Source organism: Lactiplantibacillus sp. 7.2.4, assembly GCF_018991185.1.
In the GTDB taxonomy this organism is placed as follows: Bacteria; Bacillota; Bacilli; order Lactobacillales; family Lactobacillaceae; genus Lactiplantibacillus; species Lactiplantibacillus pentosus.
In genome coordinates, this window is record NZ_JAGYGS010000014.1 from 39,878 (window position 1) to 64,109 (window position 24,232).

The window sequence follows — 24,232 nt, forward strand, 5'->3', positions numbered from 1 at the left end:
TTGTTATGAAATCTGGATTACCGCCAACAATGACCGCGTTTGCAAACCGTTATGACGCTGGCCGTTTTAACTCATGATTGTGGTACCAAGTTGCGCTTAACTGAGCGTAGGACTCTTCCCGAATCAGCACCGTAACTGATTTTACAGCAAATAAAAAGAGCAGGACCTAAGTCCCACTCTTCACTGAAGAATAACGCTAATAATTAACTGTTAGATAACTTTTTAGCATCTTCATCGATCGTTTCGAAACCGGAAACGCCACTCTTCTTCTTTGGATGCTTTGCACGTTCTTCTTCGGCTTTTTGAATCATAGCCTTTTTTTGTTCCTTGCTAAGCTTTTGTGCCATGATTATCGCCTCTTTTATCTTGGACGGCGAAGACTAATCTTCGCTACATGTTCATTATAGGTCTAAATTCAAAAAGTGGCACAATTTTTATCCAACTTTTTTGAAACTGCTTACTTGCATTCTGTAATTATAAAGTTTACAGTTAAGTTGTTCAGGAGGGGATTACATGTCAAAAGTACTAATCTTAGGGGCAGCGGGCCAAATTGCCCGGCTAGCCGAACAACAATTACTGGCCGAAACCGACAATGAACTGACACTTTACTTACGTCATAGCGAGCGGGTCGCGGCCTTAAAATCGGAGCGGGTCACGATTATTGATGGTGACACCACTGACGAGTCCAAATTGACACAGGCCATGGCTGGTCAGGATGTCATTTACGCAAACTTAGCTGGTCAAAATATCAAGCAACAAGCTGAAACGATTTTAGCTGCGATGCATACGACCGGTCTCAAACGGCTCATTTGGATCTCAACCTTAGGGATTTACGATGAAGTGCCGGGCAAGTTCGGGGAATGGAACAACGCTACCTTGGGCGATTACCTCACCCGCTATTACGCGGCCGCCGAAGTCTTGGAAAATTCCGACCTCGACTACACCATCATTCGGCCAGCCTGGTTAACGAATAAAGACGAGATTGATTACGAAACGACCCAGCGTCACGACGCCTTCAAGGGGACCGAGGTCTCACGCAAGAGTATTGCAGCGCTCGTGGTCAAGTTGATTCAAGACCCAACTAACAGTGTTCGCGCTTCATTAGGCGTCAACAAGCCGAATACTGATGGGGATAAACCAGCTTGGTATTGAGCTTAATGACTATCCAATTCGACGTGTGCGATTAATCAAATTAGCGAACACCAATTCAAAAAACTAAAGGACCTGCGAAGCCGTCATCAACCGGTCGCAGGTCCTTTAGTTTTAAGCTGCGTGCCGCAAAGTTAGTTAGATAAGCCGCCGCGCCATCTCCAAATAGCTAGTTAACTGGAGTCCATTTAGGGCCATCCAAGTGAATGTCAAATCCACTGGCGCACTAAAAGTACTAGTATTTAGAAATTTGTAGCCACCACAAGCGAACCACTAACATTGTTTTTATGAGAAAAATTAGAATATCTCAATAACAAACTGACGTCCATCGCCAATTAACTGACTAATATCAAGTCATATCGGCATCCACTTTCTCACACGTATCTCATTAAAAATCAGCCGCTAAAGCGCGTCAAATCACGGGTCTTTACGATTGACGCCTGCCAATACCCGTGTTAAATTGTAGACTCAATTTGAAAATAACCGGCGATTAATGCGTCAGTTTTCAAGGAGGGGTTCATCGTGAATTTAACATGGTACGTTAAGCAATTTACTGGTCTAACCACGACCCAACTACATGATATTTACCAACTACGCGCTAAAACATTTGTTAAAGAACAGTCGCGGTCTTATCAGGATCCCGACGACACTGACTTGACGGCGCGCCACGTCTTTGCCTACGATCATGGTCGCTTAGTGGCTTACGCGCGCATCTATGAGCATGCCGGCATCGTCTCGTTTGGCCGCATCACAACTGACAGCGACTACCGGGGAACCGGCCTTGGCAAGCAACTGATGAACCACGTCATGGCCATTCTAAAAGTCCATTATCGCGATGCGACTATCGAAATCGACGCTCAGACCCAGGTGCGCAAGTTTTATGAAAAATTCGGGCTGATTGCTGAAGGCCAGCCTTACACGGACTTGGGCGCTGAGGTCATCAAGATGCACGCCCCCGCCAAAAAGCTGGTGTTGGCGTAGCACCGCACCCTTAATACTAACAATCAAAATGGCGAACCAATGAGCACACTACTCAAGGTTCGCCATTTTTAGTTAATTCAGTTAGTTAAGCGGGTCACTGCGATATTGTTGCAAGATGTAGATAGCAACGATCACCAATAATGAACCGAGAATTTCAATCCAGCTCACCTGCAAGTTCAAGAAGATGATACTTAGCACAAAGGTGACAACTGGTTGGACCGCATCCACGATGCTGACGACTGCGGATGGCGCATACTGCAAACTGTGCAGTAATGATAAGAATGCAAAAATCGTCCCAATCAACACGATGGCCCCAATCGAAGTAACCAAGGTCGGCGTGATTTTAGGCGCTCCAACCCAGATTGGATGATATAGGTTGAACAGAATTCCGGCAATCAGCGTTCCCCAACCAAGGATCACGACTGGTGAGTTTTCCGCAACGATTTTCCGTGGTAACACCACGTATAACGCGGCCGTCACCCCGGATAGAATCCCCCAGATGAGAGCATCCGTTGGAATTGCTAATTCATGAATGTTACCCTTTGTAATCGCTAAGAAGACCCCCAGTAGCGAGACGCCAAACGCGATCAGATCAGTTCGTAAGGGCAGTTCCTTTTTAAATACCAGCGTTCCTAGCACGATAAATAGTGGACTCAGGTATTGTAAAATCGTGGCAGCCGCCGCAGTCCCCTTCTCAATACTAATATAGAACGTGTACATGTTCGCCATTAGGCCTAACGTTGCGTACGCAACTAGTTGCCCAATCGAAGCCCAGGATTTAAACACCTTAAAAATCTGGGTCCCGCGTTGCACGAAACCAATCGCTAACAAGATGATACCAGCGGATAACGTCCGCACTGAAAGAAACCAGTCAGCCGGAATCGCCTGGTTTTGGGAAACGAATTGCATGACCGTTCCCGAGATTCCCCAAAGCGTAGATGCGAGCATCGCCCACATAATGCCTTTCATGTAACGGCTAGTTGTCGTATTTTTCAATTTAGCTCTACCTCAATTTAATTAATGGCAATATTATACCGGGACTAAATTAAAACTCACTGAAAATTACCGTTTGTTTATTAGCAAGATTCGGCCAGCTTTATCATAATTACCTTGGCCAACCGTCTACAGCGGTCAATACCGAACATTTTAAGAAAAGTTAAAGTTGAACCCGCCTGTTTGCTTGCTTCAGACTGGTTCAACTCATCAGTAATATGTATTCGTGCTAGATACCTTTTTATGAATCGTGATTAAAACAGAGCGATTCTTAAGTTCAAAAACAGCCAGCTGAGGCCCGCTGAGAAATAAGTGCGAGTTAGCGTAAACTTGCTAATTGTAGGTTTCTGCGTGAGTTCAAATCGATGTCCGCCCTGTTCCAGCGTTGTCAGCCGGCCCCGGAAGTCGGACTAAGGCGCGCATCGGCTGACGAACAATAATCCAACTCAGTAGCAAATCTTAATATCAAGAACCACACCCATGAACGCACAAAAAAAGACCATGGAGACCGACAGTTTTAGCACGAGGCTAAAATTTATAGAGGTATCTTCATGACCCAAATACATACTACCACTACTCATTTTGACCGACAAGTGTTGGCAGGCAAAATGAGATGAGCAGTAATTTATTTTTTAAAATAACGTCCCAACATAGTAGTGAATAAACATCGTAATAATCCCGACAATCACGTTCCGGATAACGGCAGTTTTGACGTTACCCTTACCTAGCACGGCGGATAAGTATCCGGTTAAGGCAACCGCAACGGACACCGCAATAATCGTGGCGGGCCACTGTAGATGTGCTGGCGCAAATGTCATCGCAAACAGTGGGAAAACACCGCCGGCTGAAGCGGAAAATAACGAAGCAAAAGCTGCGTCCCACGGGTTCATATAGTGTCCGAGTTCCATATCGTACTTAACGCGGACGACGGTTTCGAGTGGCTTTTTTGATAAAAGATCCTTGGCAATCTCTAACGACGTCGCTTCCGTAACGCCTAAGTTCATATAGTGCCGTTGAACAGCATGTAATTCACCTGCAAAGTCCGTCTTTAATAATTGCCGTTCTTTTTCGACGACTGCTTTTTCCGTATCTTTTTGCGTGCTGACAGAAGCGTATTCGCCAGATGCCATCGAAAACGCACAGGCTAGCAGGTCAGATAGCCCGGCAATAAAAATCGTAAATTGGTTGGTGGTCGCCGCCGCAACACTGAACAGCACTCCGACAACCGTTAAAATTCCATCATTGGAGCCGAGAACGCCGGCCCGTAGCGAGTTCAGCTTCTCATCCATCGTTTGTTTTGATTTTTTCGTTTTTGTATTCGTTAACTGCATATTCTCGCTCCCCTTGGCCCTACTCATCAGGCAAATAAGTGACCGATAAAGTAGGTCACGATCATCGTTAACAATCCGGCAACCACATTACGTAACATTCCCTGACGCCGATTGGCATTTCCGAGCACCGCCGCCACGTAACCCGTAATGGTTAACGCAATGGCGACCGCAATGACCGTGGCGAACACTTTGATATGTGGTGGGAAAAATGTGATTGAGACTAGTGGCAGAATCGAGCCAGTTGGAAAGGCAATCATCGAGGCAATCCCAGCTGCATACGGGCTGATAAATTGATTCGGATTGAAGCCATACCGTTCCCGAACCGTCGTCGACAAGGCATCTTCAGCCATCATTTCCTGAGTCGCTTGTCGGGCTAGTGGTTCGCTGATGCCCTGTTCGATATATTTTTGCGCGACCATATCTGCTTGCGCCTCATAGTCATCGGCTAATGCCGCCTTTTGCGTGGCGATCGCCATTTTTTGCGAATCCTTCTGCGTATTCACGGAGACGTACTCACCCATTGCCATCGAAATCGTTCCGGCAAGCATGCCTGCTAATCCGGAAATCAGAATCGAAAAGCTATTCGTCGTGGCCCCCGCGACCCCAACAACAATACCGGCAACGGAAAGAATTCCGTCGTTAGCCCCCATAACACTTGCACGTAGCACGTTAACTCGTTGTGCTAAGGACATTTTCTTCTTCATGTTTGCCGCCTCCGTACTTACTTTATAATCATTCTTACCTAGTAAATATTATATCTTTTTCCAGAGAATTGCAAGGCTTATTTGGAATCATTATCAAGTATAAGTTATGTACCCCTAAACCATAATCTAGTGTACCACCATTTTATTATTAAAGTTAATCAATCTATCGGTTACGGACCGCAAAACTGTCGCTAATGATCTTAATTGGACACAAAAAGCTACCACTCAAAAATCGCGATGATTTTTGAGTGGTAGCCCTTCTTCTTGATCAACAGCCGACTAAATTAGTTAGCTTCATTAAATTGTTGCGTGGTCTTAAGTTCAAATTCAGTTGGTTTAGCAGCCGTCATTAATTCTGGCGTCAATTCCACTCGCGTAATCGTCTGGTCAGCATAAGGTTGAATATAGAATGCTGGTTCGTTCATGCTCATGTAGGCGCGATACTGCGTGTAATCTGGCGTCCCGTTGGCTTGCATCTTCACGCCCTTAGGAATTTCTACCGAGTTCAGCATGTGCGAAAGCGCGTTGACGGCTTCAGCGTCCGTATCAACGGCATCCGTGTGTTGCCGCATGAAGACGGTCCGGACGAAGCGTGCAACCGAAGTATAATCGCCAGGCATACCCAGTGCACCGGTACCAGGTCCAAATGGATTGACTTCCAGTTCACCGTATTGACGGCTTGGGTGTGGTTCAGGCTGCAAGTTGACGTAGTTGCTCAAGTTCTTTAAGTGCCAGTTGAAATCGGGCGTGTTGGTCATAACGCCGACTGGGTTTTCCATGTAGTGCACACCGTCATTTTCAAGTTCTAGCACGTACGTTGCGCCACTCTTATCACTAATGATCCAGTGTAATGGCACCACGATGTTGAGCAGCGGTGCCGCAGCTTCCATCACGATTAAGCTTGCCAACCGGTCGCCTAGTTCTGCGGCGCTCTTGACATTCCCCAAAATCCACATCAAAACTTCGTGTGGGGCGAGGTTCAGCTTATCGGCTTTCGCCTGTTGTGCAAAGTGAGCCTGACCAGAGAAATACAATGCGGCCGCACTGACACCGTGTTCATTGACCCCGTCCACGAAGACGTAGCCGTTCAAATTACGGCCGGTCCCGACAAAGCTGTAGGGCGCGTCAAACCCATCGGCGTTCGTGACACTGCTAAAGTGGTGGTTGCGAGGAATGGCGACTGGCCGACCACCAAGTTCAAAAGCAAAGTCCATGGTGCGTGCTAAAAATTGATCACCCGCCGTGGTTTGAATCGTTAAACTAGTACACATAGGTTTCACATCCTTGATTTAAATACTATCATTTTAGCATCTTAAACCCAGCGAAACACGTATTTGCACGAATTAATTTACGGTCATCAGTTTATTTTAATCACGCAACCGCAACGTCATCGCATTGATGGCAACGATAATTGTACTTAAAGACATGACGACCGCGCCGACCATCGGGTTCAAAATGAAGCCGAGTGGTGCTAAGATTCCGGCTGCTAACGGGATAGTGATGACGTTGTATCCGGCACCCCACCATAGGTTTTGCGCCATTTTGCGGGTCGTTTGCCGGGCTAGTGCTAAGAAGTCGACGACATCATTCGGATTGCTCTTGACTAACACCACGTCCGCCGAATCAATCGCGACATCCGTCCCAGAACCAATCGCGACCCCAATATCAGCTCGCGCCAGGCTCGGTGCGTCATTGACCCCATCACCGATCATCATCACGTGGCTACCGTCAACCTGATACTGTTGGACCAACTTAGCTTTATCTTCTGGCAAGAGACCAGCATGGACCTCGTCGATGCCGAGTTGATGCGCAACGACTTGGGCACTCTGCGGATTGTCCCCCGTTAACATGACGGGCGTGATCTGTTGGGCTTTCAAGCTCTTGATCAAATGCGCCGCTTCTGGTTTGATCTGGTCACCCTGTGCGACGAAGCCGAGGACCGCGGTATCTTGAATCAAGAAACTAACGGAGTTCCCGGCACTCGCTAAACGGTCAAAGGTTTGCTTATCGTAAGACAGATGTTGCTTGTCAAGGTAAGCGGCGGAGACGATTTGATAAGTGTGCTCGTCAATCGTTCCACTGAGTCCGACACCGGTAATCTGATGAACATCCGTGACAGATTTAGGTGTGACTTGTTGTTCCTTAGCCGCCGCTAAGATGCCGACAGCGAGCGGATGACTGGAGCCATTTTCTAAACCGGCCATCATTGCTAAGACGGCGTCGTCAGTCAACTCATCCGTCTGACTCTGATACTCGGAAACTTTAAAATTACCGGCCGTCAGCGTCCCCGTCTTATCCATTAAGGCGTAGTTCAGCTTGTTGACTTGTTCCATTGCGTCCCGATTACGAATCAAGAGACCGTGACTCGCTGCAATCGCCGTACTACGGGCAACGACTAAGGGAATCGCCAACCCCAACGCATGCGGGCAGGCAATCACGAGGACGGTCACGGCAATCGACAAGGCTAAGGCCAGGTTGCCGACCAGTAGCCAAACGATAAAGGCCACGATGGCAACGGTCAGTGCCGCGTAGAAGAGCAGTCCCGCAACCTTATCCGCCATATTTTCTTGTGACGACTTGGCTGCTTGCGCGTCACTAACGAGCTTCATCACTTGAGCCAAATAACCGGATTCACCAGTCCCGGTGACCGTCATTTCAAACGTACCGTCACCATTGACGGAGCCACCGACAACTTGATCCTGACGCCGTTTTTCAACTAACTTTGCTTCACCAGTAACCATTGCTTCATTGACACTCGTCGCGCCACTCTCAACCGTCCCGTCTGCGGGAATCTGTTCACCCGCCCGAACTTGAACGCGGTCACCTTCGACTAAGTCCGCAATCGGCACGTCTTTTACTTGACCATCCACCAACTTATGCGCGGTACTTGGCAGCAACTTCGCCAGTTTATCCACGGCCGAACCAGCGTTCATGACCGTGTTCATTTCGATCCAATGACCCAACAACATAATGACGATCAACGTGGCGAGTTCCCAGAAGAAGTCCGTCACCATTGGCTTAGTGTGCAAAATATCATTCGCAATCACCGCGTAAATACTATAGATATAAGCCACGCTGATCCCCATCGTAATCAGGGTCATCATCGCTGGCTTCCGGTTTTTAAGTTCAGCTTTGGCGCCACTAAAGAACAGCTGCCCACCATAAATGAACAAAATCGTTCCTAAAATTGCGACCAGATAATCGGACCACGGTTGAAAGACGACTTGAAACGGCAACTGCATCCCCATCATCGGGCTCATCACAACGATTGGAATCGTCAAAATCAGCGACACCCAAAACTTCAGCTTTAAGTTGCCCATGTGCATCATCTCGCCATTGCCCATATCCATGTCACCCATATCATGGCTATCATGATGCTGCATGTGTTGCATATCCATATCCTTCATAAGTTTATCCTCCCCAATGTCGTACGTCTACATTTGTAATTTACAGTTTGAGTTTACAATTGTAGACGATAAAAGTCAAGGAAAACACTTTTTATGGTAATCAGCGGACTTAACGGAAAAAATGGGCATACTGGTGGCACAAAAAAACGGTAGCCCCCGCTGATTTAGGGACTACCGTTACTTTTTCATGATTAAAACTCGCGACTGATTGGCGTAAGAATTTTAGACTTGCCGTTGTTAGCACCGCGTCCCGGGAACGCAGTCACACTCGACCATTTCGGGCGCGTGCTCGGCTTTTTCAGCTAAGACTTTTTGTAGCGCGGCGATGTCTGTCTGGCTTAATTCAGTCTCACTGATCAAATCGGTCAACGTCTGGCCGACCCGCATCTGACATAAATGGCCGAACAGTGTCTTGACGGCTTCATCCATGGATGGCTGTTCTTCAACCATCGGATAGTAAGTAAACGCCCGACCACTCTTTTCAGCCCGCAACGCGCCTTTTTTCACTAACCGGCCCAGCAATGTCTTGACCGTGGCTGTCTTCCAGCCCATCTTATCGGCCATGACTTCGGCGACTTGGCTACTGGTCACATTCCCCAATGTCCAAGCAACCCGCATGACTTCCCATTCAGCATCACTGATTTCGATTTTCGTCTGTGCTTCCAATGGTTTGACCACCTTTCTCTAATGAAGTTAATTATAGTTTACAACCGTAAACGAATAAAAGCAATTCTAAACTTCCGTCATCCTTATCATAACCCTTTTCGCACCCGATGAATAATGACCCCTATCAAATTTAAGCTTCAGGCGGTCAACCCCGCCCATGCAATCATGACTGGGCCGCCACGAATTGGTCGAGTAGCGTCGCCAAGGTCGTCACACTAGCTGGATAATTACCGGCGTGTTGCAACAGATAACTGGTCAGCTTACCGTGATACAGCACGGTCGTCGCCGTCTGTCCATTCGTATGTAATAAAGTTTGCCGAAACTCATTGAGTAGTTGTTGTAACCCCGCTTGTTCTGGATTGTGACTGTCCAACGTCAATGCGGCCCGACTGATTGCGTCGAGTACTTGTGCTTGTGTAATATGTGCTTGAATTGCCATGATCTTCCCTCGATATCATAATCTTCTCTGCGTTGTATCTGAAATATTGGTAGGCAAAAAGCAGTGAAACTCACCCGCCAGACACAACACATGATAATATGCATAAGTATACACCGTTATTCTAGTCAACTGGTACCATTAATCTGGTAAAAAATGTGTTATGCTACCTAATATTAACTATTTTAGTGACGGGGGTTCACGATTTGAAACCAAATTCTAAATTCTTACAACGCCTCCAATTATGGATGCGCGGTCGTTATGGGCAAAACGATACCTTGAATCGCTTTCTCAACTATTTAGCATTACTACTACTAATTATTAGCTTTTTCGTGCGCTTCAACTGGTTGGTCTTAATTGCCGTCCTGTTGATTGCGATCAGCTATTGGCGCCTGTTCTCCAAGCAAATCTATCGCCAAGTTGCCATCAACCGCGGCTTTCAGCACATTTGGCTACCGCTGACACGTCCCTTCAGCCGCCTCAAGTATTCGCTCACCCAGCACTGGCAGTACCGGTTCTTTCACTGTTCGCAGTGCCATCAGCGAATTCGTATTCCACGCCACCACGGTCGGGTCCGCATTACTTGTCCGAAGTGCGGCCACCAGTTTGAGGCGAAGGTCTAAGTTAGACGCTGTGACTAGTTGTCCGTTTGAATACGGGCAGTCTGGAAAAATTGACATCCGACTTGGCTGAATGATGGTCAAGAACAAATGATACGCGAACGCTATGATTGTATAGCGTTCGCGTATCATTTGCGTTTATGGCGATTACTCGTGTGACTTTCAGCAATACCGGACCTATCCAGCCGCTGAGTGTAGAAACTTAGCGCCAATTAGATGCCAATGATTAACGACGTCACGATGGTTAACATGCGGCGCTTCATATTTAAACCGAAATAATGTTATACTATGTTTAGTTTTTACTATAACGAATATTGTCATCTAATTTTATCTGCGATATTCGCCCCACCTATTAGTAATAACCATAAATTGGAGGTCTCTTCATGGGATTTTGGATAATGATATTAGCTTTTCTAGGATTTTTAGGCTTTGGCTATCTTGGTATCAAGCACTACAAAACGTCCAAGTTTACGGCGGTGCTCGCACTAATCATCGCCCTCTGCCTGCTGGTTCTCTTCATCTATTTAGTTTGATTTGAAAAACAATCCTTAATTTTCTAGTCGCACCCAATATTTGCCCGTCCCAGCTTAACTGGTAACGGGCACAAGTATTGGGTGCGAACTGTTTGTATCTTGCGGCTCACAAATTCCTAACACGGTCAATTAAAACGCTTACAAGAAAATAATTAGCCCTTTTCAGAAAAAATACTTACGAAAAAATTAATTATCTGGTATGCTAACCCATTGTTTAGGAAAGTGAGTGTGAAAAAGATAATGGATTCAGTTCAAAGTAACCCGCAAGCAAAACAACAAGCACGGGTTCCCGTTGCCCATCCAATGCTAGCCATGATGGGAATGTTAATTGGTGGCTTTGTTGGGATGTTCAGTGAAACGTCATTGAACATCGCCCTGCCTCAATTGATGGCTCAGCTTCATGTAACGACGGCTACTGTTCAGTGGTTAGTAACCGGATACATGCTCATGATTGGGATTGTTCTCCCACTATCTAGTTTAATTACAAAGTGGTTTACGACTCGCCAAGTGATTCTATTTGCGTTGATCGACTTTGCCGTTGGGGCAATTATTTCAGCGTCCGCACCTGGTTTTGGCGTGCTATTATTCGGTCGAATGATTCAAGGAATCGCAACTGGCTTGATTCTGCCACTAATGTTCACGGTTGCCATGCAAATCTTCCCACCTTATAAGTTAGGTGCCGCCATGGGGATGGTCGGACTGGTTATCATGTTCGCCCCCGCGGTTGGTCCTACTTTAGCTGGGGTCGTCTTAGGGGTTGCTTCATGGCGTTGGATCTTCTGGATTTTTATTCCATTCTTGATCATCGCCTTCCTCTTTGCCGTAACGTCACTCAAAAACATTGCCCCTGTTACCCGGCCAAAGATTGATTTCTTATCGATTCTCTTATCCATGGTCGGTTTCGGGAGTTTAGTCGTTGGGGTCAGTCTTGCTAGTGATCAAGGTTGGGGCTCTGCAACTGTCTTAGGTGCGCTGGCCCTCGGGATCGTTATTCTCGCTTGGTATGCGCATCGTCAATTAACGATGGACAATCCAATTTTGAACCTTAAAACTTTCGCAATTCCTGGTTTCCGAGTTGGTGCCAGCTTAGTCATGATTGACTTTGGGATTATCCTGTCTGCCATGTACTTGTTACCAATGTACATCCAAAAGGGACTCTTGATTCCAGTTGCTTTGACTGGGGTCATCATGCTTCCTGGTGGTTTGGTAAATGCGATCGTTTCCGCCGTTTCTGGTCGGTTATATGACTCCGTCGGTGCTCGGACACCTGCAATGCTCGGCTTCTTAATCTGCATGGTTGGGGCGTTGATGCTAGCGTTAACCAGCACACAAACGGCCACTTGGTACGTGATTTTAGCCCACGTCGTCTTAATGATTGGGGCACCACTTGCTATGTCACCATCGCAGACCCATGGGTTGAACTCATTGACTGGTCCAATCGCTGCGGATGGTAGTACCATCATGAACACCTTACAACAAGTCGTTGGTGCGATTTCAACTGCTCTTGCGACGAGTCTCTTAGGTATCGGCCAAGCCGCATACTACAGCAACGGCGGTCATCAAGCTGCCGGCGCGTTTGTTAACGGTGCCCACTATGGCTTCTACTTCACTTAGTCTTAGCCTTCGTTGGTCTGTTGCTTGCAACCCGGCTCTCTAAGAAGACGGCTAAATAAGGCGCCATATTTTAAAACATGTGCTGAATGCAATGCTAAATTGCCCATTTGAAGGCACATTAAAAATAACTTCTAATCGTTTGACTAACAATTAGTAAAATCCCGTCGAATCAGCACAACACGGCTAGATTCGGCGGGATTTTTGTTCGTCATAACAATTAGAGCTACTCCTGTTAATAAATTAATTTATCACAAAGGCCATTATTAGGAATTATAACTAGAAATAATCCTGATAAATAATTGCACTTTACTGACTTTTCCTGCACAATTAAATTGATAATGTGAGGAGTCGAATACTATTTATGGAACTTACAATTGGTTTGATTATTGGCACTAGCCTCATCTTGGCCGTTTTATGTGGCGTTCTCAGTGGACACTACTATCGTCAGCGGGCTAAAATCGCTGGGACGATTTGGGCACTGATCACACTCTTACTCGTCGGATTGGCCGCCTTCTTCGCTTGGGTCGTCTGGTTCGGCATGTAACCGTCAAGTTTGTCGCTGACTGTCATATCACTAAAGGAGGAGCTATGAATCCAGAAGAAATGTTTCAACGCTATCTCAACAAATACCATGTGACTTACCAGCACCCCGAACACGGTTTAGTGATGCTGACGTCGCCAGTCTGGCCACAACACCCGGAACTTCAACGGTCCATTCAACAGGCGTTCCAAGGCTTAGATGGCGTGACCAGCATTACGATCAATAGCCCTGAACAATTAGTCATGCGCTACGATTCAGACCAACTACGCAAACTCAGTCCATTGACGTTACTCAGTTTGGAACGTCGATTGAGCAAACAATATCATCAAGCCGGCTATTAAACCGGGCTTGGCGCTGGTTTCAGCTAGTCAAAACTGATGCACCACGGTGTCTATGCGACCTTAGCCGGCACAACGAATTTTCAGGACACATGACTACGGCCGGAACTGGCACTGCAATTAAACCCGTACAAGCCCCGCAACTAATAAATACCGTCAAAAAAGGCAGTTTTCGTCTTCCCTTTCACTAGGGAATCACGAAAACTGCCTTTTAGTTCGCTTGCTTCAATTTAAAAGCTGACGGTTGCCATAATTTTGCCTTCCTTGCCGGTAAAATTGATGACCTGACGTTTTAAGTTGGCCGTCCACGCCTGACACCCGGCACTCGCAAAATGCTTAACAGCGTCCGCTAGCGCCATTTCACCAGACACGTACTGCTTGGCAATTTTTTCAACGGCCGCAGCGTCTTCTTCAGGTTGAACAATACCTTCGATACCATTGGTCCGGCGTTCTACTAGGTAGCCGTTCTCACCAAAATAAGTCGTCGCACCAGTTTCAACATTGTATTGAAAATGTTGAACACCCAGGTCGGCTTCCTTCTTGGCAATCGTGGCAAAGTCAGCATGGTCACCCAAATTAGTTAACACGTCGTCAATTTCAGTTAATTTAAACATCATGACACCCCTCGTTCTAATTTCGTTTACTCCTCCATTGTAGTCCAATTAGCCTTGTTTGGCAGTCAACGGATAGCAAATTCGCATCAAAACCATGTAAATCACAGCGATGATGACCATATCGATGAACGTAGCTCCCGTGAAAGTCGCAATCCAAGGCAGTTGTTTGAGCAACAGATAAATCACCACGCCTAAGACCCAGCAGAGGAGTGCAATCCAATTGATGCCGTGATGATACCAATATTGGCCCTTAGAACTAGCTAGTTCGTTCACATCATAGTGTTGATGATGCCGCCAGTAGAAGTCGACCAGCATCACGCTGATCATCGGCCCGAGCACCATCCCGATGTAGTCCAAGAACGCCGTAAAAGCGTCCAAGAAACTGCCCATCACGAGTGGAATCAGCGTCACCAGCGTTGCAATGATCGTCACTGCCCATAACGCTGGTCGTAAGTGAATCCGTGGGAAAATGTTGGATAGCGCGGACCCTGCCGCCAACAGGTTGACCGCGTTGGCCGTCATACTCGTTAAGACGATCACCAGTAAGGCCAGTGCGCCCAGGCCTAAACGACTCGCAATCGTGCTAGGGTCAGAGTTATTGGGATCATAAGCCCCCGAAGTAATGGCAATACTGATGGTTGCGGCGAGACCGATGAAGGCAAACCAGAACAAGCCTGTAAAAGCCCCCAAGAATGGCATACCAGTCGCTCCGCTCCGTTTGCGGGTGAAGCGGGTAAAGTCAGCGCCCGCAGTGACCCATGACAAGTTAAAGGCCGCTAACGTATCCATACCAGCACCTGCCGTCATATGCAAATGCGTTGGGGCGCGCCAAGTTAACAAGTCATGCATTGAGACCGTTTGAAAGACGACGACCGTCTCCCATAAAACAAACAAAATAACTAGAATAATGCCGATACGCTCAATCATTTGGACAGAGCGTTGGCCGACCGAGACACTGAGCAGGTGCAGGACACTCATGACGATAATGCCTAAAATCAAGCCTTTCGCCCCGCCAGGTTTCCCGTAAACGGGCCAGCCTACTAGATCATGTAATAGGTAACTCACGGATGTCGCCGCGATAAACGTATTCACCGCGGTCCAGCCAATATACTGGGTGAGGTTCACGAATGACGGCACATAACTCCCCCGAACGCCAAAGGAACCCCGAATCAAACTCATTGTTGCCGCCCCGGTCTTGTACCCCATAAAACCGACCAACGACAAGCATAAATACGACAGCGCGGACGATGCCACAATCACTTTTAGAGCAGTCAATAACCCGCACGCGGCTAACACGCCACCAACGTACCACGTACCATTATTGGCATTAGCGCCAATCCAGGTTGCAAACATATCCCAATTGGACATGTGTCGGTGCTTAGGCGCCACCACTTCAATTTGATACTTCGACTCTTGTTGCACATCGTTCACCCTTTCTACAATGTTTTCCATTGTAGTTTTTTTAGGGACGGCTGGTCAAGTCTATTTGACCAATAATTCGTGTGCATCCTATCGTCCCATGGTGAGGGATTTTTTGGCGCAAGTTAACTCGTGTATTCTATGATTGCTGGCGCAAAAAGAGATTCAAATGAGCTTGGTACTCACTTGAATCTCACAATTCTTCAACTAAAATTTTTACTATTAAATACAATCTCATACTTTGACTTCAAGTAGTTAAAAGAATCATATCCGACTAACTTATCCAATTGCAGTCGACCGACAACCATTCCAGGAAGAATATTAAGCTTCGTAGCAAACTGCTTAATCGATGATTCCGTATATACACCTTCATTTTTGAAAGCTTCATAATCCTGATACGGAATAAAAAATTCAGATGCAAACTTATCAGCCGCCTGTTCTTTTTCCTCGTATTGGGCTTGATCATCATAATCAGAGTAGAAGTCCTCATAATAGATATGACCGATTTCGTGAATTAGTGAGAACCAGAAGATATCAGCTGACTTATTTCTATCAGTAATCATCAACAATACACTGCCATTTTTAAACTTCTTAGTAGCACCATTCAATCTTGCACCTGGCATTTGTGGTAATGCTATCAATACAATACCACAATCTAGCAAAAGCTTTTTTAGCTTTGGATAGAAATCTTGAGGATCTTGCACATTCATTTTTCTTATCGTTGGCAAAAGCTGTACTAACTTTGCTTTGCGATATTTATTAGTGGTCACATTTCTTGCATTATTAACTGCCAATTCTAGCATAACATTTGATAGAAGGATTGACTTCTCATCATTTTCCGTCCTGGATCGCCTATAACTAACGGCTGCATTAAATTCAAATAGTTGAGAAAGGTTCGCCAATTTCAAAAGTTCGCGCAACTTCTGCCTTTTCTCATCGATTGGATAACGTTTATCTTCTATGAAGTGATTATCCTTTAAATACCTTAAATTAATGAATTCACACGCTCTTTTTTCATCGTCGTTTTTTGCGTTTTTGATTTCCTGAACTTTCGCATCGTATTTTACTTGCAAGTTTAACCACGTTTGCATTGAAATCCCAGTAAGCCTTGCCAACTTATTAGCTGTAGATGGACTGATGTCATCCTCACCACTGATAATTTTACTAACCGTCTTCGGCGATATCTCCAACCGCTTTGCAAACTCAGCCTGAGTGATATTCAACTCCTCAACTATCTCTTCTACATAGGATCCCGGATGAAAAGCAATTAAGTCTTTATATTCAATTTCTTTACTCATAATGGTTACTTACCTCCGTTATCTTGATTATTTCGATAGACTTTGAACTTGAAAACACTAGTTCCTTACTGTAGCCATCAATACGCATAATGAGTCTGTACGGGCTTCTTCTACCATCAACGTCAATTGCATAGTAACCATCTAAATCAGCCTTTAGGTCGTGGAAATGCAATGTTGGATCATTTATAACTGACTCAAGGCTTTCTGCAGACTCCAGAAAGATTACTCGCTTCAGCAACTTTTTTGCAACTTTTTCAGAAAAATCCTTCTTTGCCTGTCTTAGCTCAGTACACTGCTTCTTGACTGCACTATTCTTGTAAACAATCCGCATGCCGACCCCCATCATCGCAAAAATTACCTAATTGGTAATATCATAGTATCCTCAATCACGATACACGTCAACAAATTGCGTTTGCTTAACTCGAAATAGTTTCTCGAACAAAAATCATATTCATAAAATCTACCTAGACAAAATTTAGTCTGGATAGTACCTAGTTTGCCCAAGATCATTAATTGCACAAAACCTAAAATGGCATTAAGATAATCTTAATCAACTTATTAAGGAAGTGACACTTGTGAAGGGAGCATTAACTGGTTGGCGGCGTAACCTAGCCGTACTCTGGCTTGGAACGTTTATCGCCGGCATGGGATTTTCCGAAGTTATGCCGTTCTTATCGCTATACGTCGGGCAAATGGGAGATTTTTCGAAAAATGAATTGACGATGTACAGTGGACTCACTTATGCGGTGACTTTTTTCGTAGTCGCCGTCGTTTCACCACTATGGGGCAAACTTGCTGACCGACGTGGCCGCAAAATCATGTTACTGCGCTCTTCACTTGGGATGGCGTTCGTCATTGGTGCAATGGGCTTCGTACATAATATCTGGCTACTGATCTTACTGCGCTTCCTGCAAGGGCTCTGCGCGGGCTACATTCCTAATGCCAGTGCCTTAATTGCGACAGAAACGCCCAAGGAAAACAGCGGGACGGCGATTGGGATCCTAACGACCGGCTATGTTTCTGGCAACCTGATTGGCCCGATTCTGGGTGGGGTGCTCGCGCAAGTCTTCTCGATCCGCCTGACCTTTATTATCACGGGGATTCTATTACTGATCGTCTTCGTGTTAAGCTTGACACTCGTTCACGAGAACTTCAAGCCTAGCGATGTCACTGCTACTAAACGTGAAGGCAGCCTCCTCAGTCAGTTTAAAAATCCAACCCTAATTATCACCTTACTTGTCTCAACGATGATTATTCAAATGGGTAACAACTCGATTACCCCGATTATTAGTCTGTATGTCAAAGAACTGATGCATAACGTTGGTCCAATCACGGTGGTGGCCGGTATCATCGCCGCTCTGCCCGGGATTTCAACGTTACTTTCCGCACCGCGACTCGGTCGGCTGGGTGATCACCGGGGTGCAGACCGGATTCTCGTCTTTGGCTTCGTGTTCGCCATCTTGATGTACTTCCCTCAAGGGTTCGTCTCAAGCGTCTGGACGTTGGGCCTACTGCGGTTCATGATTGGAATCTCTGATGGTGCGCTCTTCCCGACCGTTCAAACGCTCTTATCCAAGAATACGCCGCGTGAACTGACGGGAACAATCTTCAGCTGGAATCAGTCCTTCCAAGCAGCTGGCAGTATGCTGGGCTCCTTACTTGGTGGGGCCGTCTCGGGCTGGTTCGATTACAATGGCGTTTTCATCTTTACCGCCCTATCGTTACTGCTCAACTTCATCGGCGTCCTGATTTTCATTCCTAGCATGCGCCATCCGTTTGTGAAACGTTCAACGAGTTAGTTCGTTTAAAAGCTGGCGCAAACTAGACGCACTGCTGGAATACCGTTTAACCGGCTAGTGGCGTCAGTTTGGGAAACTTCCGATTTAGCGATTCGACCTGATGATATTCGCTGAACTTAGCCAATTTATAATTAAAAAGCCTGGTTTCAAAATTCACCGCGTCATCACGGCATTTTGAAATCAGGCTTTATTTATTTTTTGTAACAATGATCACCGTCAAATCAGACCGGTCTCCGACTTAACGCTGTGGAGCCATCACCTAACTGAACAGCGCACCAGCTTGTCTAGAGTCAATACGCTTCTTAGATTCGACGCCATTCAGATTTAACGATACTAACGACAAGGTACGGTTTACAAACGATTACTTCAAATACGTCGCCATAAACTGACTGACTTTTTGTTGATACAGCTTCGGGTGCAGCGTGTACGATTCTGCGTGACCCGCACCTGGAACGACCCATAATTGCTTATTTTTGACGGTCGTCGCACGATAGTTCTGGTAGACCATCTTGGTTGGCACAAAGGTATCCTTGGCCCCGTGAATGAAGAAAATCGGCAGCTTGTTCTTTTTCAATTGGTTGACCGAACTGGCCTTCATGAAGTTAAAGTGTGCCTTGGCTTCAGCGACCCAGTTAGCCGTGTATAACAATGGGAATTTCGGCAAATGGTAGAGTTGTTTGAGTTCATAGCCCAGCTCATCGCCAACACTAGTATACCCACAGTCTTCAATGATGGCCTTCACTTGGGACGGCAGCTGCTCGCCACTCATCATCATGACCGTGGCGCCACCCATCGATACTCCAAATAATCCGATGCGGCTGTTCGTTCCAACACGGCGAATCACTTGTCTGGTCCATTTGACATAATCTAAGCGGTCCGGCCAGCCGAAACCATAGTAGTCACCCTGACTCTTCCCATTACCCCGATCATCAGGGGCGAGCACGTTGTAGCCTTGGCGGTGCCATAGCCGAATATAGCTCGCCATCTGTTCCTTATTGCCCATGTAGCCGTGCGCGACCACGATCGTTTTGTTCGTTTTATGCGCAGCGGGAACGTAATCAGCGACCAGCTTCAAATTATCAGTCGCGGACGTTTCATGCCAGGTCTGCTTGTTGACCCGTTTGAGCCACGCCTGATTCTGCTTCAAGGTATGCTTGCTCTTGCTTGAGCTGTGTGTCAAAACTTTGGGCGTGGGCTCAAAGGCAAAGTGGTATAAATAAAAACTCCCCCCTGCAATCCCAATCACTACCACGGTCAAAAACGCGACGAGTGCCAGCGTCCATTTCTTGCGCGTTGTCATTCTCAATTCTTCCTCTCTCATGCCATTGTTCTCTTATGCTTGTGCTAAATCCGTTAATACTTGATTCGTTAATAAATGCGCCGCAACCGTCTGCGCTGCCAATTGAATCGCGTGCGTCAGTGGATCATTCGTCGCCATCGTCAGCGGTTGTTCCCGCAAGGCCTGTTCAAATGCTTGCCGGAACTGTTCATAACGCGGTTCAATTTGTCTAGAGTCACGTATTTGCAAGATTGCCTGACTGATAACCGGTAATGAAAAGTCCAGCTTCAAAATCGAAACGACGAGCACTGCCACCACGTGATTGCGGGTGTAACGGCGTCCCGTTGGCCGACTAAAAAAGTGTTGTTTCACATAACTATTGACCATCGTCTTCGTCACCGTCGACCCAAGTGGCGCTAGTGCGTCATTGACGAGTTCTAACAGCTGTTCCATATACACCGGAACGTCTGGCAGTTCATCCCACGCCATCAGATGGTACGTTGCTAATGCTGGTGTTGCCATTCAATATTCCTCCCTGTAACCTATTTTAATTTAGTCTATTTTAGAATTAGATTCAAGTAAACATCATCAATACATTATGTTATGTAGATTTATAATCTACTTAATATTAATATTTTATCTGACCGATGTCCATTTATTGATGACGCCGTATTGAGCAAGTTATTAAGTTCAAGGGCGGCCAGCTGACGACCACCAGCTAAGCGGCGTATCCAACTAATTTTTATACCAGTTAGAACCAGCACCGACGACGACATTTGCCAAACAGGGGCTTGAAACCCGACCCGTTTTTCAGCTAAAATAGGCCTATCATTATTTCATTGCCCAGAAAGGAAATCATTATGAATAACGTTTACTTAGCTGCACCGTTTTTTGACGACGCCCAAAAGGAACGCATCCAACAGGTCAAGGCAGCCTTACTTGCCAACCCGACCATCAATCCAGATGGCATCTTCATTCCCGAAGAACACCAATTTGAGGAAGAACCTTTTGGTAGCCGCGCTTGGCAACAATACGTCTACGCTTCTGACATGCGCCAAGTTCACCGTGCAGACGTGGTCGTCGCCTTACTCGATTATGATATGACTAGTGACACGAACGAACCGGACTCTGGCACAATGTTCGAAATCGGCGCAGCGGTCGCTGACAAAGTACCCGTGCTAGTCGTCCAGTTTGATGCCAAAAAAGAACTTAACCTAATGATTGCCCAAGGCTTGACCGCTTACTTTGACGCTAGCAAGGATGGCTTAAAAGAACTCGCTGCTTATAATTGCGATGATTTACGCTCCAAGCCAGCACAACGGCCTGTCTTTTAGCCTTAATTAGTTGTACTTGATTCGCGCATCTAGCGCACTCAAAAAAGACATCCGTTCGAGCATTACTAGCTTGAACGGATGTCTTTTTCCATACCTAAATGCTGCCCCAAAATGGCCGCCATTCCCCCAACTGGAATGACGGCCATTTCACGTTAATGCAATCTGTCAGGACTTGTCAGCTAAACGGGCTATCAAGCGACCCAACCTAATGTTGCAAATATTTCTTTATTAGTTTACTCGTCTAACTCCGCCTATTCCGCAGGGTCAGCGACGAGTCGGTCCCGTTGCCGGGCTTGCCAGCGCTTGTTCAGCTCCAGAACAGCGGTTGGGATAAGGGTTGCGACGAGGACAATCAGCCACGCGCTAGCTGGTAAGGTGACCAAGCTGAAGAAGTTGCGGAACGGTGGCACGATTGCGATGGCTAGAACAACTAGAATCCCAATCAGTAAGCCGCGATTAAGCATTGGATTGCGGGTAAACGTGTCCCGGCTCAGTGGTCGGCGATCCTTGATGGCATAAATATCAATCATTGACCCGAGCGCTAACACTAGGAAGACCATCGTCATCCCGATGGACGCTTGGTCATTCGCCAGTCCAAAACGGCCAAGCGCATAAATGCCAAGTGTCAAGACGGTAAAGGTCGCTGCTCGAACGAATAACCGTTGGCCTAAGCCACGTGCTAGGATACTTTCGTCATTAGCCACTGGCGGTTGTTGCATCGCCTGTGGTTCGCCCGGCTCTTGACTGATGAAGAAGCCTGGAATCCCATCCGCTAAAACGTTGATAATCAGTAGTTGTTCGGCCAATAGTGGTGCGCCCCAACCGAACAGCACGGCACCGACCATCAGGAAGATTTGTGCAAAGTTGACACCAACCAAGAATTCAACGGCTTTAATAATGTTCTGGTACACCGTTCGGCCTTCCTTGACCGCCGCAATAATCGTCGCAAAGTTATCATCCGTTAAGACCATGTCGGCGGCTTCTTTAGACACTTCCGTCCCGGTAATTCCCATGGCGATTCCCACGTCCGCTGCCTTCAAAGCGGGTGCGTCGTTCACGCCATCACCGGTCATCGCGACGGTTTTATTCAACCGTTGCCAAGCCTGCACGATGCGGATCTTATCACTCGGCGAGACCCGCGCGTACACGGCAATTTGGTCGATTTGTGCTTGTAGTTCGTCGTCACTTAACGCGCGTAATTCCTCACCACTCAGCGCCTTGAGGCCGGGCGTTAAAATGCCAATCTCCGTCGCAATGGCCTTGGCCGTCATCAAGTGGTCGCCAGTAATCATGACTGGGAAGATCCCGGCATCTTTAGCGGCTTGAATGGCTGGAATCACTTCTGGACGAGGTGGGTCGATCAGTCCAATCAGCCCCGCCAGTTGCAAGTCAGTAGTTAATTCATCCCAGTCGGTCGTCGTCACTTCAGCGGGAATGACGCGGTACCCAACGGCCAGGACACGTAAAGCGGCTTGGCCAAACGTATCGTGGGCGGTCTGGCCCGCTGCCAGAGCCGCTTGGTCGTCCGCAAACGGCAGCCGGTCCCACGCCCCTTTCACGATCACGAGGCGCTGCCCATCGTCTAATTGATGCACGGTCGTCATCATCTTCTTGGTCGAATCAAACGGGTCTTCTGCCAAGCGAGGCATCGTCGTTTCTAGCTCCGGCCGTTCTAAATCATGTTGGGCCAACCAGCGGACAACTGCTAATTCAGTGGCATCCCCAATCGCTTGTTCTTCGCCATCGACCATGTTGATTTCTGCGTTAGTTGCTAATCCTAAATAGCGCATCAGCTTCTGGCCCGCTGACGTTAGGGGTTCTTCAGTTGTCTGGATACCAGAATTTGGTGTCCAATACTTAGTGATCGTCATTCGATTCTGCGTCAATGTCCCGGTCTTGTCCGACGCAATCACGTCGACGCTCCCAATCGTTTCAACGGCACTCACGCGGCGCATGATGGCATTGCGTTCCGCCATCCGTCGTACCCCGTGCGAGAGGCTGATTGTGACAATGATTGGTAAGGTTTCGGGCACCGCCGCGACCGCTAGTGAGACCCCAATCATGAGGCTGTCCGCTAGACCTTGGTTCTGGACCCAGACGCTCAGGGCAAAAATGGTGATCCCACCTAAGACTGCAAACGTCGTGAGCCAACTCGAGAGGCGGTTCAACCGACCTTGTAACGGGGTCGCCCGTTGCTTAGTCTTATTCAATAGGCCAGCGATTTGGCCCAGTTCGGTCGCCATCCCAGTCGTTAACACTTGAATCGTGGCCGTTCCAGCCGTCACCGCTGTTCCAGCAAAGACTTGACTGTCGTCCGTCAGTTCGGCGCCGTCTTGATAGGCGCTTTTTTCAACTGCTTCACTTTCACCCGTCAATACGGCCTCGTCAACCGCGAGATTAGTCGCCGTTAGCACGACCGCATCCGCGGGGACTTGGTCACCAGCTTTTAAAATCACCAGGTCGCCCGGAACGATTTCCGGTGCCGGGATCGTCTGCGTATCGCCATTACGGCGCACCGTTGCAGTCGGCAGACTCATCGACTTCAACGCGGCCAGTGATTTTTCAGCTGAGGCTTCCTGGTATAACCCAATACAGACGTTGATCACTAAAATCGCGCCAATCACGATTGTCTTCGTCCAGCCCCCATTCTGGGCTAACGCTAAGTAGGTCGCTAGGCCAACCGCAAATAAGAGCACGAGCGACGAGACGTCACTCATATGTTGCCAAATTTTCCGCCACAGCGGTACGGGACGCGCAGCCACTAATTCGTTTTTACCGAATTTAGTCGTCTGGGCCGTCACTACTGTGGTCGTTAAACCGGACTCGGGGGTAGGCTTAAATGGTGCATTCTGATAATTTTGCATCGTCTTGTCCTCCGTAATTCGATTATCGTTAACATTCGTCAACTTTAATGATAGCGGAAACATTTTGTCGTTTTACGCCCAAATTATGAAGAAGGTTTGAAGATTGGGCCATGTGTGAACGAGCAGTCGGTTGGGTCCCCACTAATTTCTCATCATTTACCCGTTGCTTACGTCCCCAACGGTTGTATCCATTAGCGCTACGACGTACTAAATCGTCACCGGCTTCAACATTAACGACCGACAATCATCAAAAAAGATGATGATTTATGTTCAAAATCAAGTTACCTGCCATGAATATTGTTATAATAGAAT

23 protein-coding genes and 1 pseudogene are annotated in these 24,232 nt (G+C 47.1%); 9 read left to right on the top strand and 15 right to left on the bottom strand.

Annotation, left to right across the window (positions count from 1 at the left end; translation table 11 throughout):
- Positions 1-203: 203 nt before the first annotated feature.
- Complete coding sequence (locus KGF70_RS06780; RefSeq protein WP_003639947.1) at positions 204-347, bottom strand: hypothetical protein; 144 nt, start codon at positions 345-347, stop codon at positions 204-206.
- Positions 348-513: 166 nt separating this feature from the next.
- On the opposite strand from KGF70_RS06780, the gene KGF70_RS06785 reads away from it, so the two are divergent.
- Together KGF70_RS06785 and KGF70_RS06790 are read left to right on the top strand one after the other, a co-directional pair.
- On the top strand, positions 514-1,152 hold the full coding sequence (locus tag KGF70_RS06785) for an SDR family oxidoreductase (protein WP_216768298.1): 639 nt from the start codon (positions 514-516) through the stop codon (positions 1,150-1,152).
- 519 nt (positions 1,153-1,671) lie between these two features.
- On the top strand, positions 1,672-2,130 hold the full coding sequence (locus KGF70_RS06790; protein WP_050338307.1) for a GNAT family N-acetyltransferase: 459 nt from the start codon (positions 1,672-1,674) through the stop codon (positions 2,128-2,130).
- An 81-nt stretch (positions 2,131-2,211) separates the two neighbouring features.
- Here KGF70_RS06790 and KGF70_RS06795 read toward each other — a convergent pair whose 3' ends face one another.
- The 7 genes from KGF70_RS06795 to KGF70_RS06825 form a co-directional block, all read right to left on the bottom strand.
- Positions 2,212-3,099 carry a DMT family transporter gene (locus KGF70_RS06795; protein ID WP_050338367.1) on the bottom strand — a complete coding sequence of 296 codons (888 nt, stop codon included), beginning with the start codon at positions 3,097-3,099 and terminating at the stop codon, positions 2,212-2,214.
- Between the two features lie 656 nt (positions 3,100-3,755).
- Positions 3,756-4,454 carry a VIT family protein gene (locus tag KGF70_RS06800; protein ID WP_050338306.1) on the bottom strand — a complete coding sequence of 233 codons (699 nt, stop codon included), beginning with the start codon at positions 4,452-4,454 and terminating at the stop codon, positions 3,756-3,758.
- Positions 4,455-4,480: 26 nt separating this feature from the next.
- Positions 4,481-5,158 carry a VIT family protein gene (locus KGF70_RS06805; RefSeq protein ID WP_003639952.1) on the bottom strand — a complete coding sequence of 226 codons (678 nt, stop codon included), beginning with the start codon at positions 5,156-5,158 and terminating at the stop codon, positions 4,481-4,483.
- Positions 5,159-5,442: 284 nt separating this feature from the next.
- Positions 5,443-6,429, bottom strand: a complete 987-nt coding sequence (locus KGF70_RS06810; protein ID WP_216768299.1) for a choloylglycine hydrolase family protein — start codon at positions 6,427-6,429, stop codon at positions 5,443-5,445.
- Between the two features lie 96 nt (positions 6,430-6,525).
- Positions 6,526-8,565 carry a heavy metal translocating P-type ATPase gene (locus KGF70_RS06815; RefSeq protein WP_216768300.1) on the bottom strand — a complete coding sequence of 680 codons (2,040 nt, stop codon included), beginning with the start codon at positions 8,563-8,565 and terminating at the stop codon, positions 6,526-6,528.
- A gap of 237 nt (positions 8,566-8,802) precedes the next feature.
- Positions 8,803-9,231, bottom strand: a complete 429-nt coding sequence (locus KGF70_RS06820; RefSeq protein WP_082230207.1) for a CopY/TcrY family copper transport repressor — start codon at positions 9,229-9,231, stop codon at positions 8,803-8,805.
- 163 nt (positions 9,232-9,394) lie between these two features.
- The gene (locus KGF70_RS06825; RefSeq protein WP_050338303.1) at positions 9,395-9,670 is read right to left on the bottom strand and encodes a hypothetical protein; all 276 of its coding nucleotides are present in this window, start codon (positions 9,668-9,670) and stop codon (positions 9,395-9,397) included.
- 203 nt (positions 9,671-9,873) lie between these two features.
- Between KGF70_RS06825 and KGF70_RS06830 the strand changes: the two genes are divergently transcribed.
- From KGF70_RS06830 to KGF70_RS06850, 5 genes and pseudogenes are all read left to right on the top strand, one after another.
- Complete coding sequence (locus KGF70_RS06830) at positions 9,874-10,290, top strand: Zn-Finger Containing protein (RefSeq protein WP_209041671.1); 417 nt, start codon at positions 9,874-9,876, stop codon at positions 10,288-10,290.
- A gap of 380 nt (positions 10,291-10,670) precedes the next feature.
- Positions 10,671-10,820 (top strand): hypothetical protein, encoded by a 150-nt coding sequence (locus KGF70_RS06835; protein ID WP_216786424.1) that lies wholly within the window; start codon positions 10,671-10,673, stop codon positions 10,818-10,820.
- A 240-nt stretch (positions 10,821-11,060) separates the two neighbouring features.
- Positions 11,061-12,493: pseudogene (locus tag KGF70_RS06840) on the top strand (DHA2 family efflux MFS transporter permease subunit).
- 302 nt (positions 12,494-12,795) lie between these two features.
- Positions 12,796-12,978 (top strand): hypothetical protein, encoded by a 183-nt coding sequence (locus tag KGF70_RS06845; RefSeq protein ID WP_088770525.1) that lies wholly within the window; start codon positions 12,796-12,798, stop codon positions 12,976-12,978.
- A 44-nt stretch (positions 12,979-13,022) separates the two neighbouring features.
- A complete protein-coding gene (locus KGF70_RS06850; protein ID WP_101874167.1) occupies positions 13,023-13,316 on the top strand; it encodes a hypothetical protein in 294 nt (97 codons plus the stop codon).
- Positions 13,317-13,543: 227 nt separating this feature from the next.
- Here KGF70_RS06850 and KGF70_RS06855 read toward each other — a convergent pair whose 3' ends face one another.
- The 4 genes from KGF70_RS06855 to KGF70_RS06870 form a co-directional block, all read right to left on the bottom strand.
- On the bottom strand, positions 13,544-13,930 hold the full coding sequence (locus KGF70_RS06855) for a DUF1398 family protein (RefSeq protein ID WP_225083454.1): 387 nt from the start codon (positions 13,928-13,930) through the stop codon (positions 13,544-13,546).
- Positions 13,931-13,975: 45 nt separating this feature from the next.
- A complete protein-coding gene (locus KGF70_RS06860; RefSeq protein ID WP_216768301.1) occupies positions 13,976-15,349 on the bottom strand; it encodes a cytosine permease in 1,374 nt (457 codons plus the stop codon).
- Positions 15,350-15,549: 200 nt separating this feature from the next.
- On the bottom strand, positions 15,550-16,647 hold the full coding sequence (locus KGF70_RS06865; protein WP_216768307.1) for a HigA family addiction module antitoxin: 1,098 nt from the start codon (positions 16,645-16,647) through the stop codon (positions 15,550-15,552).
- A complete protein-coding gene (locus KGF70_RS06870) occupies positions 16,637-16,975 on the bottom strand; it encodes a type II toxin-antitoxin system RelE/ParE family toxin (protein ID WP_216768302.1) in 339 nt (112 codons plus the stop codon). Before KGF70_RS06870 ends, KGF70_RS06865 begins: the two co-directional genes overlap by 11 nt.
- A 244-nt stretch (positions 16,976-17,219) precedes the next feature.
- Here KGF70_RS06870 and KGF70_RS06875 point away from each other — a divergent pair, with 244 nt between their 5' ends.
- The gene (locus KGF70_RS06875; protein ID WP_216768303.1) at positions 17,220-18,443 is read left to right on the top strand and encodes an MFS transporter; all 1,224 of its coding nucleotides are present in this window, start codon (positions 17,220-17,222) and stop codon (positions 18,441-18,443) included.
- A gap of 361 nt (positions 18,444-18,804) precedes the next feature.
- On the opposite strand, the gene KGF70_RS06880 is transcribed toward KGF70_RS06875, so the two are convergent.
- Positions 18,805-19,743 (bottom strand): alpha/beta hydrolase, encoded by a 939-nt coding sequence (locus KGF70_RS06880; RefSeq protein WP_216768304.1) that lies wholly within the window; start codon positions 19,741-19,743, stop codon positions 18,805-18,807.
- Positions 19,744-19,776: 33 nt separating this feature from the next.
- On the bottom strand, positions 19,777-20,244 hold the full coding sequence (locus tag KGF70_RS06885; protein ID WP_216768305.1) for a DUF1836 domain-containing protein: 468 nt from the start codon (positions 20,242-20,244) through the stop codon (positions 19,777-19,779).
- Between the two features lie 338 nt (positions 20,245-20,582).
- On the opposite strand from KGF70_RS06885, the gene KGF70_RS06890 reads away from it, so the two are divergent.
- Positions 20,583-21,056 carry a nucleoside 2-deoxyribosyltransferase gene (locus KGF70_RS06890; RefSeq protein ID WP_003639967.1) on the top strand — a complete coding sequence of 158 codons (474 nt, stop codon included), beginning with the start codon at positions 20,583-20,585 and terminating at the stop codon, positions 21,054-21,056.
- 251 nt (positions 21,057-21,307) lie between these two features.
- Here the strand turns inward: KGF70_RS06890 and KGF70_RS06895 are convergent, their stop codons facing one another.
- A complete protein-coding gene (locus KGF70_RS06895; RefSeq protein ID WP_216768306.1) occupies positions 21,308-23,920 on the bottom strand; it encodes a cation-translocating P-type ATPase in 2,613 nt (870 codons plus the stop codon).
- Between the last annotated feature and the right edge of the window lie 312 nt (positions 23,921-24,232).